The sequence below is a fragment of the Scytonema sp. NUACC21 genome (assembly GCF_054684315.1).
In genome coordinates, this window is record NZ_BAAFZH010000045.1 from 15758 (window position 1) to 31989 (window position 16232).

Below are 16232 nucleotides of genomic sequence, written 5' to 3' on the forward strand. Positions count from 1 at the left end.
CTGCCTACATTGGAAACATCTACCTCTAAAAGAATCTTCTAGAATGAGAGAGTGATTGAGTACATATACTAGGGAGGATAAAAGAACTCATGGCTGGTGCCGAGTCTCAGACCCCTGTCAGTCTGTCAGACAGAGAACTGCAAATTATTGATTTAGTAGCCGGTGGCTTAACTAACCAAGAAATTGCAGCTAAGTTAGAAATAAGCAAGCGTACAGTGGACAACCACATCAGCAATATTCTCACCAAGACAGGCACTGACAACCGCGTCGCTCTTGTCCGTTGGGCATTGCATTGGGGTAAAGTTTGCTTAAATGATGTTAATTGCTGTCCTTTGCCCAATTACAACAACATTGATTCAACATCAACAAATCTCTAGTATGATGCCAAGCTAGTTTTGACTGGTTGCTTATCGTTTCCTCCTCAGGATTTACATTAAAAGTGTAAACCTCTCAAAATTGAGTCAGACTAATTACTGGTATGTGTTGTTGTTATGGCAAGAGTTGGAAGTTCTGAATGGAAAAAATTTCCAATCAGACTTCTCCCTACAGTCCCCTAGCTTATCTATGGGAAAAATTTCAACCAGACAGACAAGAACACTTGCGGCGCAACTCTAAGCTCGGTTCAAGATGTTGCGATCGAGATCGATAGCTAGTGTAACCGGGCTCTTGAGGCTTCTGAGAGGGCAGAAAAACGCCGCAATCAAGTGTTCCTAATGAAAATTGTGCCTTTAGTGAATTGAAATAGATCCAACAATCAACAAAAATTAGCAACAATACTAGGGTCTGAAACGCTACATTTAAAAGAAATCTATGTTGCTCCATCATCTTGGGGAACCGTGTTGCTATGTATACCTCTTCTTCTGGGGAAGGCACTTCATCTTCTGCCTTTAACTTTTTTAATATTGATTTTATACCACCTCAGCCCACGCAAGATGCCGATTTACTCAGGCATTTGTCGTTTATTCCCGGACTGAAAGAAATCCTTGCACTGCGCCAGGTTCATGCTTTAGAACATGCTACAGTTTGGGTTCTCAGCGGAGCAAAAAGTGCTTCTACTCCTGCAAAAAAAACAAGCCATTTTCAAGTTGACAACGAACTATTAGGTGGTTTATCTACAGATACAGGGTTTTATCTCTATGGCGAGGTAAATATCAGCGATTTACGACGTGCAGCAACCCTTGCCTTGCATCGCTTGACTGGCGGTGAGTGGGGCTTAGCAGTACATCCTCGTTGTGGTACTAATGTATCAGTAGCTATGGTGCTAACAGCTGGGTTAGCTGTAGGAATGCATCTGCTGTTACCACGAGGACCGATTGAGCAACTCGTTGGTTTGGGGTTGGCGACAACAACAGCTGTGGAACTTGCTCCTGATGCAGGTGCTTTGGTACAGCAGTACCTGACGACTGCCATCCCCTTTAACTTAGAAATTGAAAATGTTACACGTACAAGAGATATTTGGGGACGTGAAGCACATTTTGTTCGAGTGCGCTGGCGGGAATAAGAGGAGGCGTCAGGAGCAGCAGAGGCGATTAACTAGATACTCATTCGCTCATAAGTGCTCAAAATATTAATATGAGAAAAATCTACTTCTTACTTCCCGGAACCTATGGTAAATATGCTTGTGGAGGTCTTTGGGCAGAGCTAAAAACACTAAAGCTGACACAGCAAATCTGTAGTGCTGATGTTGTGACCTACCGTCAGCGAGAAAATGATAAGCTTTTCTTAGACGATTTGCTGCAAGAAAAGAATTTAAATGATGTCATTTTTGTCATCAACTGGGGATTTGATGTACCTCAGTTGGTGGCGAAGCTCAAACATCATAATATTGTATACCACGCTCACAGTGCGGGTTATGGCTTCAACTTACCTCCAAGTATTCCGATCGTTGCTGTCAGTCGAAATACTATGGGGTATTGGGGACAAAAATCTCCAAATTCCTTGATATACTATCTACCCAATCAAATTTCTGAGGAATTTCAAAATTTAAACCTTGAGCGGGATATTGATGTTCTTATTCAAGCTCGTAAATCTTCTGAATATTTGATTCAAGAATTAATTCCAGATTTACAGCAGAAATGTCAGGTCAAAATCGTGAACTCCTATGTAGAGGATATAGCTGGTTTATTCAACCGCGCTAAAATTTACCTTTATGACTCGGCAGAATATTGGGCACAACAGGGTGTAAGTGAAGGATTTGGTTTACAACCAATGGAAGCCCTTGCTTGTGGTTGCCAAGTATTTTCTAGTATTAATGGTGGATTATCTGATTATTTAGATCCTGGATTCAACTGCTATAAAATTGCTGGCTATTCAAAAGAATACGATATTCAACGTATCCTTAAAGTATTGAATTCTTGGACTCCAGTTTCTTTGTCTGAAGATTTTTTTGCTGAGTATAGAACAGAAAATATTATTGAACGATTGAGGGTTATTCTAGATGAAGTAAACATTTTCTTTAATAGCAAAACTAATTTGCAACCTAATATTAAAGCTCTGACGAAAATTCGTATGGCACAATTAAATACTCAGCGAATCTTCGGAAAATTGAAGCAAAAAATTTGGAAGCCACTCAAAAAGTAACCTTTCACCACTGAGGTAGGTCGTTTGACTTAAGATATGGTGGGCAATGCCCACCCTACTTACCTGAAGTAGAACGACAAATAACAAATAACAAATAACAAATAACAAATGACAAATGACAAATAACAAATGACAAATGACAAATAACAAATGACCAATGACCAATGACCGGTTATTCCTCACATTACTAACGAAATTAAAGAGCGGATTGTTAGGGTAGCTAAAGACACTAACCCCGATGTTGTGATTACAGAAATTGGGGGTACGGTCGGAGATATTGAATCACTTCCGTTTTTAGAGGCAATACGCCAATTCCGAAAGGACGTGGGACGACACAATGTTTTATATATGCACGTCACACTATTACCGTGGATTGCTTCAGCAGGTGAAATGAAAACCAAGCCAACGCAACACTCGGTAAAGGAACTCAGATCCATTGGGATTCAGCCCGATCTTTTAATTTGTCGGTGCGATCGCCAAGTGCCTGCATCATTAAAACACAAATTGTCCGAATTTTGTGATGTACCGGTGGAATGCGTGATTACATCTCAAGATGCCAAAAGTATCTATGAAGTTCCACTCAATCTGGAACAAGAAGGACTGGCGCAGCAAACCCTAGAGTTGCTGAACATGGAGCAACGCACGCCGAATTTGGTACAGTGGCAAACGTTGGTGCAAAAGATGCACAGCCCCAAACACCGAATAGAAATTGCGATCGTCGGCAAGTACGTGCAGTTAAGCGATGCCTATCTGTCTGTAGTAGAAGCGTTACGCCATGCAGCAATTGCCATGAGTAGCGAACTGCACCTGCGTTGGGTCAACTCAGAAAAATTGGAAATTGAGGGATATGAAAACTATTTGGAAGGCGTAGACGGCATAGTTGTACCTGGTGGATTTGGCGTCCGAGGCGTGGATGGCAAGATAGCAGCAATAAAACGTGCTCGTCAGTCCCACATTCCTTTTTTAGGTTTGTGCTTGGGAATGCAGTGTTCTGTCATTGAATGGGCAAGAAACGTAGCCGGATTAAAAGACGCTAATAGTGCTGAATTCGATCCCCATACTGACAATCCCGTGATTAACCTGTTGCCAGAACAGCAGGATGTGATTGATTTGGGGGGGACAATGCGCCTGGGTTTATATCCCTGTCGCATACTTCCCTCGTCTCTGGCTTACAAACTTTATCAAGAAGAAGTGATTTACGAACGTCACAGGCATCGCTATGAATTTAACAACGCCTACCGTAACTTGTTTGTAGACACTGGTTATGTTATCAGTGGCACTTCTCCCGATGGGCGGCTTGTGGAAATTATTGAATTGCCCAAACACCCCTTCTTCGTTGCTTGCCAATTTCATCCAGAGTTTCAATCGCGCCCCAGTACACCTCATCCTTTGTTTAAAGGTTTCATCCAAGCTGCTATTGCACGTTCTGGATTCTCCGTTGACAGTCAAACACCGGCAGAAGTGGTTAGTGGTTAGTGGATAGTGGTTAGTGGATAGTGGTTAGTGGTTAGTGGATAGTGGTTAGTGGTTAGTGGATAGCTATTAACAATTAACTACTCACAACTCACAACTCACTACTAACTACTAACCACTAACAATCAAAAATCAAAAGAGGAAATTTTGTGGCGTACTGGGTGAAAATCCACTATGAGAGAAATGAATACATAGTCAATTTTGAGCGTGTGACTGCTTTTTGTTGCGAAGGTAACGGCAGAATCACTTTTTGGTTACCGGATTGCGCCATTCCGATAATCATTAACCCTCAGAATAACTTGGAAGACTATCAAAAAATTCTGAACTACATAGAATACGTTACGCAAGTGAGATTTGAAAGACCTTCTTGGGTAAAAATTGTTTATGAAAGGAATGAGTATATAGTTAATCTTTCTCAAATCAGTTCCTTTTCTAAAGAGCCAAATGGTAGGATAACCTTTTGGTTACCAGATAGTACTATTCCTATCATCATCCACCCTGTAAGTAATCCAGAGTCTTATGAAATTGTGGTCGAATATATTCAAAAGACAACGGGGTACTTGTGGGAAGTACAGAATAAGAAGTTATAGAGACGTTTTCAGCAATGGATTTGGTGGCGGGTATAGCGGATGGGCGATCGCGAGTACGAAAATACCATCCGTTACATCCGTTTGTCATCAGTTGCCTTAGCCGTTGCCACCGTCATTAAAAAATTCTTCATTGTCTTTGACATCAGTTGCAGGTCGCAAAGTGGTTACAGTCATAGCCTGAACAGTAGAATGAGCTTGCCAAGAAACAACCGGGCTACCGTGTAAGATGCCAGTCAGGGCAACGGAAAGCATAAAGCCACCAGCAGCAGCAGCTATTAAAGAAAAGTTATCTTTCACAGGAATCTCTCTGTAACAAATAGAACAAATATAGAGTAGCAAATGAAATCAGCGTTAGGGGGTAGTGGATAGTTGTTAGTGGTTGGTGGTTGGTGGATAGTGGATAGTGGTTGTTGGTAAACAATTCACTACTAACTACTAACTCCTAACCACTAACTCCTAACTCCTAACTACTAACTCCTAACCATTAACCCCTCCGGAGGTGTTTCCGCAAACGGGGGTTAACAAATTCGTTTAACCCTTCTCCTAGTAGTGATAACCCGACTACCATTAATGTCATAGCTAACCCAGGGAAAAGTGCAGTCCACCAAATACCTGTAGACAATGGGTTCAAAGCTATTTTTAAATCTTGTCCCCATTCGGGTGCTCCAGGGGGGAGACCTAACCCTAAAAAGCCTAAACCACCCAAGATTAAAATGGCATCAGCAGCATTCAGGGTGAAGAGAACAGGTACGCTTTGAATGACGTTGAAAAACAGATACCGAGAAAGAACTTGCCACGTATCAGCACCCATTGCTTGTGCTGCTTCAATAAAGACCTCTGTTTTAACGCTTACAGTGTGATTGCGGACAACACGGTAATACTGGGGAATATAAGCAATGCTAATGGCAATAGCTGCATTAAGTATCCCAGCGCCCACAACAAATGCCAATGTTACCGAAAGCAACAAACCTGGCAGTGTGTAGATACTATCCATAATAAACAGCAAAGCTTTATCCAAGTTACCGCCCATGTACCCACTCACCATCCCCAAAGGCACGCCAATAACCATGCTTAACGCTGTTGCCAGCACAACAACTTGCAAAGCTGCTTGGGCACCAAACAGGGTTCGGGAAAACACATCATAGGCTTGACGGCTAGTGCCAAACAAATGTTGCAGTGAGGGCGGTTGCTGAACGAGGTTACCTTTAGTAGCCGTGGGACTTTGTATCCATCCCCAGGATTGAAATACGGGAGCGAAGAGGGCGATAAAGATGAAAAATAGAGTTATGGCTAACCCAATCCACATGAGTGTTTGGGATAAGGTGGGCTTTTTAGCAAAACGTAAAAATTTTGGCGTAGGAGTTTTCGTAATGGTCATGTCATATGAAGTTGGGGTTAATAACTTCTGAATACAAGTGACCATTTTACATATCGGGTAGGTTTGTGCAATGGTGCAAAGCCACAAAGTTAATATTGGATTTGTTACAGCGATCGCACTTTTGTACTGGACTCATTCCCCAGTAGGGTGGGCACTGCCCACCAGATTTCTTTAGCACTGCCCACCAGATTTCTTTAGACTCCCAAAACGACCATTATCAACTAACTTACGTTGGCTGGAGGGAGATAAACGGGTATTTGGTCCTGTCATACATTTTGATATTATTCAGGGGAAAATATGGATTCAATATAATGGTACAGAAGAAGCTCTAGCTGAGAGGTTAGTTGAATTGGGTGTCCCTCGTTCAGATATCGTTCTTGGGTTTCATTCTCCCTTTAAACGACAATTTACCTCTTATGCTGTTGAGTGAGAAAATTAGGACTTACGCATCTGAAGTTATAATTTAGAGCTCGAGTACCAGGTGGGATGGTTTTTTGATGCGGGAAGAATGATGATAAAAAACGGGCGAGACGCCCGTTCCACAAGAAAAAAAGCCACATGATGGAGTAACCACAGCACTACAAGTTGCTAGCAATCAACTGGCGATATTCACTCTTTTGCTTGACACCTTTGAGTTCTTTCAACAACTCCTTATCCTTGAAGAACTGGACTGTCGGCGTTCCCGTCACCCCAGCGTTTTCAGCAATATCTCGGTCTTGATCGATATCGATTTCGACAAAGTGAATTTTGCCATCAAATTCATCTACGACTTTATTCAGTATTGGTTTGAGGGTATGACAAGGACCGCAACCAGGAGAAACATATTTGACAATAAGGAGGCGATCGCTTTCATGGAACAGCTTGCGTAACGCAAAACCTCCATGATGGCGGGTGGTGGCAATATCAAATTCACTTGCCTGCTGGTCTTCCGTTTTCTTCTGGGCTGGATGTTCTAGCTCATTATCTGGAGTTTCCGGTTTTTGATGGAATTCTTGAATCAATCCGTTAGAAGACAACCAGCGTTCTGCTAACATTGCTGCGGAACAACCACTACCTGCAGCTGTAATGGCTTGACGGTACTCGTGGTCTTGTACGTCGCCAGCTGCAAAAACACCTTCCACACTTGTTTCTGGAGAACCGGGTTTGGTGACAATGTAACCCACGTCATCCAATTCTATTTGACCCTTAAATAAAGAGGTATTGGGCTTGTGACCGATGGCGTAGAATAACCCTTTAACATGGAGTTCGCTTTCTCCACCAGTTGTGGTGTTGCGAATTTTGACACCTTCCATGTGGTTGTCGTTACCGAAAATATCTACTGGTTCTGTGTTCCAGTGAACGACAATTTTGGAGTTACTCAAAACGCGGTCTTGCATAGCTTTAGAAGCTTCAAGCCCCTTTACCCCAGAAACAGCAATAAATGTTTCTATTAAATTGAGGTCGAAGTAATCTATTGAACGATCGAAACCTTGGTAAACATAACTTTTTGGTTGATAGGTAAAATTGAGTAAAGCTTTTAATTCCTCAAAAGTTAAATCCTCTCCATTATAAGCACGAGTGGAGCGTCTCTTGAGCATGGTAATTTCCAGTTCTTCTAGCTTTTCTCCCCAATCAATAGGACTGGTGGAAGTAGGAATTTTTCCGCAGAAAGGAAAATTGTATTTATCTTCCAAAGATTTTTCTTGCATGACTTCAGGCAAATTGAGCTTACCAGTTGTGCCTGCTTGAATTTCTGTTGCGCGGTGAAAATAATTCAGCAGTTCTCCATCAGGAATTTGAGGATAATTTGTTTCTGTAGCCGACGGTAAAGCCGTGCGCCCTAGAGGTAAATTTTGTTTGATATCCAGCAAATCTGCTAGGGGGAGAACTGCGATCGCACCTTCGTGTTCGGGATCGATGTAAAGTAACTCATTGACAGCTTCATCAACGAAGCCGCCGATAAGGTGGGGGCGATAGTCTACTATAGCACCTGCTAACTCGATATTACCCAACAAATGCCCCGTATCCAAAAAAATCCGTCGGTAAGCCCTATCTTCATAGCGCCATGCCGAACGATAGAAAATTGCAGTAATGACAATTGCCAGTTGAGTTGTTTCCAAGCTAGGGTGCCAAAAACAAGATTCTTGCAACTTCTGCCAAACATCACTTTCCCAGTAATGCATTAAGGAATGGCTTCGGCACTGGTAGTTATACAGACCCGGAGGCAACAGAGGCGTACCGCGAGAAACTAAGTACATTTCCGCAGGGTACAAGCCACCAGCACTCGGGGCTGAACGAAGATACACAGCACTTCCCATAGAAGGCATTCTTGCTGTCAGCCCATAGCTACAAAACAGCAATCGCGAAAGCCTTTGCCACCATTGGCTTTCTGGATTATCGGCAAAAGCTTCTGGTTTTTCCTGGATGTAAGGTTTAAGGTCAAAAACCGAGCCAATTTTGTACTCTTTAAAGGGCACTGGTTGCTTAGACCAATCTAACTCCTTGTTTTTAGTGGCGATTGTCTGAGGGTCGTACTTAGTACGTTCGTGGTAGTGCTGAGCAATGGAATGGCGGAGTTCTGGCATAAAAGTTTCAATATGCTGCTGCTACATTATCTTGGCATTCTAGAGGCTCATCATTTAGTCTTAATTTGCACAAATGAGGAGCAAAGAGGTAAGGTAACAAGGGAATAGATACATGAGCGAACACAGAGGAGACATTTTTTAATTTTTAATGAAAAATTTGAGTTGCACGGTAGCTAAATAATTTTTTAATTTTTAATTTACTATTTGCCCCTCCTGTATTCATTATGTTCTATTGAGATGAAACAGGTGCTGTGTTTGTGCCAAACGTCGAGAATTACGCCTGTAGCTAGTACAGAAAGGCGCTTAGTATGAAGGATAAAGGATGAAATTAAAAGGCTTACACTGTAAGCTTTGGAGCCATTTACATTTGTGAGCCGCCTTTACGCGGACTTGTACTAGCCAAACCATAGTCTGCAGCAATCAAAATTAACAAATATTGAGCTATGGACAACTCTTCACCAGATACAGCTAATTTCCGTAAACTAACTGTGAATAGTCTAAAAAAGTGAGTGGCATGGTTCCAAGCTTTGTACTTACAAGCCAGAAGTTTCCCTCGCAATTCTCCCAACGCTTCTGGCTCTAGCTTACCACCTAGAGAGATGACCAACTGCGCGTCCAATTCAGTAAAAGCTTCAGCAAAGTTAAAGGAGTAGAACTTAAATGAACATTGCAATAGTCTCCGGTAGCCATCGTGTAGAGTCTCAATCAGGAAAAGTTGCGCTATTTATTCAAAATATGCTTGCTCAACCAGAGTTTGAGGGGGTGGAAACAGTGCTCTTCGATCTGGGCAAAAAACCTTTACCTGAATGGGAGGAATCGAAGTGGCAAGGAGCTGAGAAATGGAAGCTTGAATGGGAGCCGATTTCTAATAAATTAAAAGAATGTGATGCACTAGTCGCTGTGTCCCCTGAGTGGAGTGGAATGGTTCCTCCACGTTTAAAAAACTTTTTCCTCTTATGCGACAATAACGAATTAGCTCACAAGCCAGGGCTTATCGTAGCTGTTAGTTCTAGTCGTGGAGGTGCTTATCCAATTGCAGAACTCCGAATGAGCAGCTACAAAAATACGCGTCTTTTATGGATTCCAGAGCACGTAATTGTTCGTGATGTAGAGAAAGTGTTGAATGAAACATTTGAAGCAGTTTCTAAGGACGACAAGTTCATTCAAGATCGTCTTCTTTACGGTTTGAAACTACTTGTAGCATACGCAAAAAGCTTAATTAATGTTAGGGAAAGTGGTATTATCAATCATGAGGAATTTCCGTATGGAATGTAGATAATGAAGGGCTATATCTTTAATTAAAATTTTGTTAAAGATTTAGAAAATTAGTAAATGTAGAGACCAGCCATGCTTAGTCTCTACAAAAAATTAGTTTTTTATGATTGCTGTACCGATGCACTAGACAAAGGGACATTGCGAAACTCTATTTTGATATCACCTTGATAATAAGGACTTTCCAAAAAAGAACTGACTTCTAAAACTTCTATGTTGTTGACTTCTATTGGTACTTTATCAAAGGAAAAAATTGCTTTCAACGCAACATTTTTAATCAAGTTGTTACTCACACTGTAATAACCCGTACTACTACCAAATTTAACTTGTGTGGCAAGATTTTCATTGCCAGAACCAAATATTCTAGTTCTCTGAGATTCATTAAAGTTAGGATACAAAGAAATTTTAGCGTTTTCTTGCGTACTTATTATATTGAGAAAACACTGTATCCTCTGTGTTGTTATATCTGTAGTTGATTTTTGACAGCCTAAAAGCTCAAAGGAAATGCCTTGTTGTTCGATCGCATTAATTGGAGCCTTTATTTCAGGTATTGAAGATAAAGAAGGCAATGAACTTTCTGTAGGGGATGGAGATGGGGATGAACTTTCTATGGAGGAAGACGGGGAAGGTGATGGTATGGCTGTAGTAGATGATGGTGTTGGAGATAGTGTTGGAGATGAACTTTCTGTTACTGAGGGATTAACATTAGGCAAAAGTGTAATATCGCCAAAAAGTTTTTTCCAATTAAGAATGACTAAAGTAGTTGAAACACCACCTATAAAAACTACAACAATAGCTAAAAACGCCAAAATAAACAGTAGTTTCTGAAAATTGTTATTAGAAGGTTGGTTTTCTGAATCTTTTTTACGATTTTGAGTCATTTAAAACCCTCCAAAAAAAATAATTATAGCTTGAAAAGATAATACTTATGATAGATGTAATTGCAAAGTAAAGAATCGTATTGAACTTGAATGCCAAAGATTGGGGAAGCGATCTGCCGCTATGCTGTAGCGAAGCTATCGCAGCGTTTTACTCAACATGACAAAATATTCTGTATGCTCCACCTGAAGCACATTAGTTATCATCCAAATAAATAACCTTGGAATCTAGAGCGAGAAACATGGAAACAAAACAGCTAGGAAAAACAGGTTTATCTGTGAGTGCGATTGGTTTGGGGGCTATGCCAATGTCTATAGCTAATCGTCCCCCAGAGTCACAGTCAATAGAAGTGATTCATCGCGCTTTGGATTTGGGGATCGCGTTCATTGATACTGCTGACTCCTACTGTAAAGACGAATCAGACAAGCACCACAACGAACGTTTGATTCACCAAGCATTGAAAACTTACAATGGCGATGGCGATAGCGTTGTTGTTGCAACAAAGGGCGGCTTGATGCGTCCCAACGGGAACTGGACGCGCAATGGCGATCCCGCCCATCTTGAAGAAACCATTCGCGTAAGCTATGAGGCTTTGGGCGGTGATAAACCCATTGACATCTGGCAATATCACGCTCCCGATCCAAATTACACAATAGAGGAATCTCTTGCACCCGTGAAAGCCGCAGTGGATGCGGGAATGATTCGCTATGTAGGTGTTTCCAACTTTTCTGTCGAAGAAATCAAGCGGGCGCGGGATATTGTTGATGTAGTGTCAGTACAAAACCAGTACAACCCCTGGTATCGTCAACCAGAGTTTGATGGAGTGCTGGAGTATTGTGAGAGTGAAAGTTTGACATTTTTACCTTGGAGTCCCTTTGGGGGTAGCCGCCGTCATAGTGGCTTGGCAGATTTTCCCACAATTGCCAATTTAGCTCAAGAAAAAGGCGTATCGGTCTACGCGATTGTTTTAGCGTGGTTGCGTTCTAAGTCACCCTGTATTCTACCCATTCCTGGTGCTAGCAAGGTTTCCAGCATTGAAGATTCGGTAAGTGCTATTGATGTGAAATTATCTGATGACGAAGTTCAAAGAATTGATCGGGAAACGGCATCATAATCCGGTACAATAACAAGTTTGCAATGAAGATGATGCTTGCTGACAGGAGTTGCTAAATTATGGCCCGGATGTACTACGACGTAGATGCTAATTTAGACCTTTTGGCGGGAAAAACTATCGCCATTATTGGTTATGGTTCCCAAGGTCACGCCCACGCCCTCAATCTTAAAGATAGCGGTCTGAATGTAATTGTCGGACTATATCCGGGCAGTAAGTCTGCTTTTTTTAAGTCATCCGAGGGAGACATCAACTCTAAAACAAAATCTGGAGCAATGGGAGGAAATTTATTTTTTTGCTCGGGCGTAAGCGCCTCCCATCTATCTTGTTTTACCCAGGAGACATCAGGAGAACGATCGGCACCATTGGGGAGTTTAAAGGCAGTTGAAGAATCAAATACTTTTCCGCGTTTAGTTTGTCTATTCCAAAATACAAAATCAGCATTAATCTCTGAGTTAAAGTTTCCTGTTTCTCCTCCTGTTGGGGACATGATAATAAGTTCTCCGTTAGCATTTCGTTCAAATTTTATATCAGGATTTTTCCTGCACAAAAGATAAAATTGCTCGTCAGTAAGTTCGATCGCGGGTTTTATTTGTAATGTAATAACGTTCATGATGAGTAAAGAGTTAATAAACAATCATATATTGCATTTTAGTTCGACTTTAGTCACCTAAGTTTCTCCAGAGCGAACTTTTGAGAGAAAATTAAAGTTAAATTAAATGTGAAATGGCATGGAATCTGTTTTCTCTCGCATACAGGCAGTACAGTCGCCTATTATTCCCATTGTTGGAGAATTGATAAGAAGTAACCCTGGAACCATCTCTCTTGGACAGGGTGTTGTTTCCTATAGCCCACCACCTGAGGCGATAGAGCTTTTGCCTAAATTCCTCGCTGACCCAAAAAACCATTTATATCAAGCTGTTGAAGGAATACCGCCGTTACTTAGTGCTTTAACGGCAAAATTGCAAAGCTTTAACGGTATCGAAATTAACCAGGACAGCTGTATTGTCGTCACCGCAGGTAGCAATATGGCTTTTATGAACGCTGTTCTTGCCATCACCTCGGTAGGAGATGAAATCATTCTCAATACGCCATATTATTTCAATCATGAAATGGCAATTATCATGGCTGGTTGTCGTCCAGTGCTGGTGAAAACAGATGAAAATAACCAGCCTCGTCCAAACGCCATCGCTCAAGCCATTACTTCAAAAACACGGGCGGTTGTCACGATTTCTCCCAATAATCCCACTGGAGCAGTTTATTCAGAAGAGGCGTTACGACAGATAAATCAAATTTGTCGCGATCGCAGTATCTATCACATCAGCGATGAAGCCTATGAATACTTTACCTATAACGGAGCCAAACACGTTTCCCCTGGTTCATTTGCTGGAAGTAGCCAGTACACCATTTCCCTTTACAGCCTTTCTAAAGCTTATGGCTTTGCCAGTTGGCGCATTGGCTACATGGTGATTCCCAAACACTTGTTGGTTGCTGTGAAAAAAGTTCAAGATACAATTGTGATTTGTCCCCCTGTCATTTCCCAATACGCTGCCCTTGGGGCTTTACAAGCAAAAGAAGATTACTTAAAGAATAATATTGAGGCAATCTCTCAAGTAAGACAAGTCCTACTTACAACCCTGACTTCCCTACAAGGCTTATGTACCATTACTCCTGCTGATGGTGCTTTCTACTTTTTCCTCAAAGTTCATACTCAAATGAGCGACTTTGAGTTAGTTGAACGACTTATCCGCGAACATCAGGTAGCAGTTCTTCCCGGACAGACCTTTGGAGTAAATGATGGATGCTACCTGCGTGTTGCCTACGGCGCACTACAAAAAGATAGAGCACAAGAGGGTATTCAGCGATTGGTAAAAGGTTTGCAAACAATTGTTTAGTAGTCAGCAGGTAATCTAGGCGTAAAAGTAGAGGTAGACCGAAAACGTACAATCCAAAACCCATAATATGCCAATTATTAATCAGTTCATCACAGTTGAAACTACCCAGGGAATTAACATTCATAACATTACACCACAACTTGAAGCGATTCTGGCTTCAACGTCCATTACAAATGGTCAGATTTTAGTATTTTCTCGCCATACAACTACGGCATTAGCTATTAATGAATATGAAGAAAGATTATTAGAAGATGTCAAAGCTTATTTACGAAAACTGGCACCAGAATCAGACCGTTACTTACACAACGACTTACATTTAAGAAAAAATATTCCACCCGATGAGCCAGAGAACGCACACTCTCACCTAATGGCAATGACTTTAAGTACAAGCGAAATTATTCCTATAGTGGATGGTAAATTAGCTTTGGGTACTTACCAATCTGTCTTACTTTTTGAATTAGATGGACCGAGAAAAAGGACTGTCTTTTGCCAAATTTCTGGAGAGTGAATCTTTTCAGCCATCAAAAGCTAGAATCTTTTCCTGCCTTGGATGGCTGAAAAATCAAGAACTACCCTACCTCAAGCCATCCTAAAATCCTCAAAGGTTGGTTACCCAAACAACATATTTTCAAGTAGCTGTTATAAAAGAAATTTAATTCATAAATATATCTTTTTTTTAAATTAAAATACATAAACTTTTATAATTTTGATTTATGAAAACTCCAATGATGAATCTATTACCTAAAGCAGAGCTATTTAATTCCTACGAAGGAGTAAAAGTTAATACAAGTCAAGATAACTTAATAAGGAACTCAATATCTGACTTTACAAGTAGCCTGTAAGGCTTGTTGTCAACGCTTTCAAAGCAACCATCAGGAAGGAAATATTTTATGAGTAACAAGGAAAAGCAAGTGCTACCAGAAGATCCATCACAAGCAGAAATTGGCAGAGGTGCTCCTGGCAACAATCATTATGGAGTGCAAACGGCACAGACAATCGGGGTCAATGCTCCGGATGAAAGAATTCCTGCTAATACCCCCACAGAACTGAGCAAAGAACAACTTGAGGCTTTTGAAGAGCAAGAAGAAGGTAAGTTACATACAACAGACGGCTATGTCATTGATGAAGCCGGACAACTTAATAACTTTGCTATTGAGCCCCCAATGTATGTTGAAGGCGAAGAACCCAAAGCTTAAAAAAGGCTCTCTGTATGAAGGCTAAAGGATGAAAGTAAAAGCCTTACATTGCAAGCTTTACAACGATTTGCAATAGTTGCCTTATTTTCGCTGATGTATACTAGAATGATTCACTAGCAGGCTTTTTCTTTAAATAGAAGCACTTAAGAAACCCAATTTCTCTCACAAATTGGGTTTCTTAGTTGTCAAGGTGCAAGACTGCTACACGACGGCAAAAGCGCATAAAAAAGTAAAAATACTTAACCCAAAGGTAGGAGGCGACTTTATAGTTATTCATGCCAAAGTTATAGATATAAGCATTAGGATAAAATTATGGCTAAAAAATCCGAGCAAAATTTAGAGCAATACCAGGATGTAAGAGTTGTAGCTACTACAAGAATATGGGGTATAGCGATGGGAATGATGGCAATCTGCATTCCACTCACAGCTATTACAAGAACTGCTATTCTACCTTTAGCTACTATTACTGGTGCAGCCGTGGGTACAGTGGTTGTTTGGCGCTCTGATAATAAGAAATCTAAAAATAATAGTTATATATCCCAACAGCAGATAGAGTTGTTAGAGCAAAGAATGGCTAACCTGGAAACAATTGTTAGCAGTGAAGACTTTGATTTACGCATGAAAATTAAACAGCTTGAATCTGGCGATCGCAATAATTAAATGATTCTTAAGTTATATAAATTTGACTTTTTTTTGACAAATAGTTAGTTTCTAAAAAACATATATCTCATGGTAGATTGAGTTTATCGGTTGTATCTAAAAACAAGTTTGCCAACTATGAAGTTATATTAAAATTGTTTCAAAAATATTTAGAAATTGTCAAAAAGCCAAACATGGTTCTAAGGTAGAACCAGAGAGATATTACAGGGTAATTATGACAAATAACATTCAAAAGTATCGGTTTGTCTGTACTCTTACCTTTGGAGATATATATGGTCAAATCATTGTTTGGCTAATCACTATTGCCATAAGTTTAGCTTCTGCTTTGGCATTAATGGGTGCGAGACGACCGGTTTATGCTTTAGCTGCAGTCGCACTTGTCGTTCTGTTATCACTACCCTTCTTACTTTTTGCCTTCGTGACGACCTTACTGAACCATGTTGAGTTATCTCCTGTAGAACCGGGAACAAAGATGCAACCGATACCTGGAAACATTTCACAGCAACAACCAGTAGAAGCAAGAAGTTAGTGGTTAGTGGTTAATAGTTAATCGTTAGGTGGCTAATGGTTGATTTTGATAACAAACAACCACCATCTGGCAATACACATCCAATTTTCCACAACATCCCTGTCT

18 protein-coding genes and 4 pseudogenes are annotated in these 16232 nt (G+C 40.8%); 15 read left to right on the plus strand and 7 right to left on the minus strand.

Annotation, left to right across the window (positions count from 1 at the left end):
* Window positions 1-89 precede the first annotated feature (89 nt).
* The 6 genes and pseudogenes from pedR (at window position 90) to ACYRY3_RS05435 (ending at window position 4643) form a co-directional block, all read left to right on the plus strand.
* Complete coding sequence (gene pedR, locus ACYRY3_RS05410) at window positions 90-377, plus strand: photosynthetic electron transport-dependent transcriptional regulator PedR (RefSeq protein ID WP_460200691.1); 288 nt, start codon at window positions 90-92, stop codon at window positions 375-377.
* A gap of 137 nt (window positions 378-514) precedes the next feature.
* Entirely contained in the window at window positions 515-649 is a 135-nt protein-coding gene (locus ACYRY3_RS05415; protein ID WP_460200692.1) for a hypothetical protein, read from the plus strand.
* A gap of 195 nt (window positions 650-844) precedes the next feature.
* Complete coding sequence (locus ACYRY3_RS05420; protein ID WP_460200693.1) at window positions 845-1501, plus strand: DUF6391 domain-containing protein; 657 nt, start codon at window positions 845-847, stop codon at window positions 1499-1501.
* A gap of 71 nt (window positions 1502-1572) precedes the next feature.
* Window positions 1573-2580, plus strand: a complete 1008-nt coding sequence (locus tag ACYRY3_RS05425; protein WP_460200694.1) for a glycosyltransferase — start codon at window positions 1573-1575, stop codon at window positions 2578-2580.
* 171 nt (window positions 2581-2751) lie between these two features.
* Window positions 2752-4056: pseudogene (gene pyrG, locus ACYRY3_RS05430) on the plus strand (glutamine hydrolyzing CTP synthase); the annotation flags it as partial.
* 146 nt (window positions 4057-4202) lie between these two features.
* A complete protein-coding gene (locus ACYRY3_RS05435) occupies window positions 4203-4643 on the plus strand; it encodes a hypothetical protein (RefSeq protein ID WP_460200695.1) in 441 nt (146 codons plus the stop codon).
* Between the two features lie 96 nt (window positions 4644-4739).
* Here the strand turns inward: ACYRY3_RS05435 and ACYRY3_RS05440 are convergent, their stop codons facing one another.
* Both ACYRY3_RS05440 and ACYRY3_RS05445 read right to left on the minus strand, forming a co-directional pair.
* Window positions 4740-4940, minus strand: a complete 201-nt coding sequence (locus ACYRY3_RS05440) for a hypothetical protein (protein ID WP_460200696.1) — start codon at window positions 4938-4940, stop codon at window positions 4740-4742.
* A gap of 187 nt (window positions 4941-5127) precedes the next feature.
* Window positions 5128-6021, minus strand: coding sequence for an ABC transporter permease (locus tag ACYRY3_RS05445; RefSeq protein WP_460200697.1), 894 nt, complete (start codon window positions 6019-6021; stop codon window positions 5128-5130).
* Window positions 6022-6304: 283 nt separating this feature from the next.
* On the opposite strand from ACYRY3_RS05445, the gene ACYRY3_RS05450 reads away from it, so the two are divergent.
* Entirely contained in the window at window positions 6305-6451 is a 147-nt protein-coding gene (locus ACYRY3_RS05450; RefSeq protein ID WP_460200716.1) for an element excision factor XisI family protein, read from the plus strand.
* A gap of 148 nt (window positions 6452-6599) precedes the next feature.
* Here the strand turns inward: ACYRY3_RS05450 and ACYRY3_RS05455 are convergent.
* From ACYRY3_RS05455 to ACYRY3_RS05465, 3 genes and pseudogenes are all read right to left on the minus strand, one after another.
* Window positions 6600-7415 (minus strand): annotated as a pseudogene (locus ACYRY3_RS05455) (thioredoxin domain-containing protein); the annotation flags it as partial.
* Window positions 7407-8585 (minus strand): annotated as a pseudogene (locus ACYRY3_RS05460) (SagB/ThcOx family dehydrogenase); the annotation flags it as partial. The pseudogenes ACYRY3_RS05455 and ACYRY3_RS05460, both read right to left, overlap by 9 nt.
* Before the next feature lie 361 nt (window positions 8586-8946).
* The gene (locus ACYRY3_RS05465) at window positions 8947-9258 is read right to left on the minus strand and encodes a hypothetical protein (RefSeq protein ID WP_460200698.1); all 312 of its coding nucleotides are present in this window, start codon (window positions 9256-9258) and stop codon (window positions 8947-8949) included.
* Here ACYRY3_RS05465 and ACYRY3_RS05470 point away from each other — a divergent pair.
* Window positions 9246-9860 (plus strand): NADPH-dependent FMN reductase, encoded by a 615-nt coding sequence (locus ACYRY3_RS05470; RefSeq protein ID WP_460200699.1) that lies wholly within the window; start codon window positions 9246-9248, stop codon window positions 9858-9860. The two genes, ACYRY3_RS05465 and ACYRY3_RS05470, sit on opposite strands and share 13 nt — an antisense overlap.
* A 101-nt stretch (window positions 9861-9961) precedes the next feature.
* Here ACYRY3_RS05470 and ACYRY3_RS05475 read toward each other — a convergent pair whose 3' ends face one another.
* Window positions 9962-10738: a hypothetical protein gene (locus ACYRY3_RS05475; protein ID WP_460200700.1), complete on the minus strand. Its 777-nt coding sequence runs from the start codon at window positions 10736-10738 to the stop codon at window positions 9962-9964.
* Between the two features lie 239 nt (window positions 10739-10977).
* Here ACYRY3_RS05475 and ACYRY3_RS05480 point away from each other — a divergent pair, with 239 nt between their 5' ends.
* Both ACYRY3_RS05480 and ACYRY3_RS05485 read left to right on the plus strand, forming a co-directional pair.
* Window positions 10978-11850, plus strand: a complete 873-nt coding sequence (locus tag ACYRY3_RS05480) for an aldo/keto reductase (protein ID WP_460200701.1) — start codon at window positions 10978-10980, stop codon at window positions 11848-11850.
* A 59-nt stretch (window positions 11851-11909) separates the two neighbouring features.
* Window positions 11910-12071 (plus strand): annotated as a pseudogene (locus ACYRY3_RS05485) (ketol-acid reductoisomerase); the annotation flags it as partial.
* Here the strand turns inward: ACYRY3_RS05485 and ACYRY3_RS05490 are convergent.
* A complete protein-coding gene (locus tag ACYRY3_RS05490; protein ID WP_460200702.1) occupies window positions 11996-12460 on the minus strand; it encodes a Uma2 family endonuclease in 465 nt (154 codons plus the stop codon). The pseudogene ACYRY3_RS05485 and the gene ACYRY3_RS05490 overlap by 76 nt on opposite strands.
* A 118-nt stretch (window positions 12461-12578) precedes the next feature.
* On the opposite strand from ACYRY3_RS05490, the gene ACYRY3_RS05495 reads away from it, so the two are divergent.
* From ACYRY3_RS05495 to ACYRY3_RS05515, 5 genes are all read left to right on the plus strand, one after another.
* The gene (locus ACYRY3_RS05495; RefSeq protein ID WP_460200703.1) at window positions 12579-13742 is read left to right on the plus strand and encodes a pyridoxal phosphate-dependent aminotransferase; all 1164 of its coding nucleotides are present in this window, start codon (window positions 12579-12581) and stop codon (window positions 13740-13742) included.
* 67 nt (window positions 13743-13809) lie between these two features.
* A complete protein-coding gene (locus ACYRY3_RS05500) occupies window positions 13810-14250 on the plus strand; it encodes a secondary thiamine-phosphate synthase enzyme YjbQ (protein WP_460200704.1) in 441 nt (146 codons plus the stop codon).
* A 382-nt stretch (window positions 14251-14632) separates the two neighbouring features.
* On the plus strand, window positions 14633-14938 hold the full coding sequence (locus ACYRY3_RS05505) for a hypothetical protein (RefSeq protein WP_460200705.1): 306 nt from the start codon (window positions 14633-14635) through the stop codon (window positions 14936-14938).
* A gap of 312 nt (window positions 14939-15250) precedes the next feature.
* Window positions 15251-15598 (plus strand): hypothetical protein, encoded by a 348-nt coding sequence (locus tag ACYRY3_RS05510; protein ID WP_460200706.1) that lies wholly within the window; start codon window positions 15251-15253, stop codon window positions 15596-15598.
* A gap of 214 nt (window positions 15599-15812) precedes the next feature.
* Window positions 15813-16127 carry a hypothetical protein gene (locus tag ACYRY3_RS05515; RefSeq protein WP_460200707.1) on the plus strand — a complete coding sequence of 105 codons (315 nt, stop codon included), beginning with the start codon at window positions 15813-15815 and terminating at the stop codon, window positions 16125-16127.
* Window positions 16128-16232: the final 105 nt, after the last annotated feature.

Excerpts from the sequence above, each read along its gene's own strand:
- ACYRY3_RS05515 (WP_460200707.1), top strand. The coding sequence starts at position 15,813 with ATGACAAATAACATTCAAAAGTATCGGTTTGTCTGTACTCTTACCTTT.
- ACYRY3_RS05490 (WP_460200702.1), bottom strand. The coding sequence starts at position 12,460 with ATGAACGTTATTACATTACAAATAAAACCCGCGATCGAACTTACTGAC.
- ACYRY3_RS05500 (WP_460200704.1), top strand. The coding sequence starts at position 13,810 with ATGCCAATTATTAATCAGTTCATCACAGTTGAAACTACCCAGGGAATT.
- ACYRY3_RS05425 (WP_460200694.1), top strand. The coding sequence starts at position 1,573 with ATGAGAAAAATCTACTTCTTACTTCCCGGAACCTATGGTAAATATGCT.
- ACYRY3_RS05475 (WP_460200700.1), bottom strand. The coding sequence starts at position 10,738 with ATGACTCAAAATCGTAAAAAAGATTCAGAAAACCAACCTTCTAATAAC.
- ACYRY3_RS05445 (WP_460200697.1), bottom strand. The coding sequence starts at position 6,021 with ATGACCATTACGAAAACTCCTACGCCAAAATTTTTACGTTTTGCTAAA.
- ACYRY3_RS05505 (WP_460200705.1), top strand. The coding sequence starts at position 14,633 with ATGAGTAACAAGGAAAAGCAAGTGCTACCAGAAGATCCATCACAAGCA.
- ACYRY3_RS05495 (WP_460200703.1), top strand. The coding sequence starts at position 12,579 with ATGGAATCTGTTTTCTCTCGCATACAGGCAGTACAGTCGCCTATTATT.
- ACYRY3_RS05415 (WP_460200692.1), top strand. The coding sequence starts at position 515 with ATGGAAAAAATTTCCAATCAGACTTCTCCCTACAGTCCCCTAGCTTAT.
- pedR (WP_460200691.1), top strand. The coding sequence starts at position 90 with ATGGCTGGTGCCGAGTCTCAGACCCCTGTCAGTCTGTCAGACAGAGAA.
- ACYRY3_RS05420 (WP_460200693.1), top strand. The coding sequence starts at position 845 with ATGTATACCTCTTCTTCTGGGGAAGGCACTTCATCTTCTGCCTTTAAC.
- ACYRY3_RS05510 (WP_460200706.1), top strand. The coding sequence starts at position 15,251 with ATGGCTAAAAAATCCGAGCAAAATTTAGAGCAATACCAGGATGTAAGA.
- ACYRY3_RS05480 (WP_460200701.1), top strand. The coding sequence starts at position 10,978 with ATGGAAACAAAACAGCTAGGAAAAACAGGTTTATCTGTGAGTGCGATT.
- ACYRY3_RS05470 (WP_460200699.1), top strand. The coding sequence starts at position 9,246 with ATGAACATTGCAATAGTCTCCGGTAGCCATCGTGTAGAGTCTCAATCA.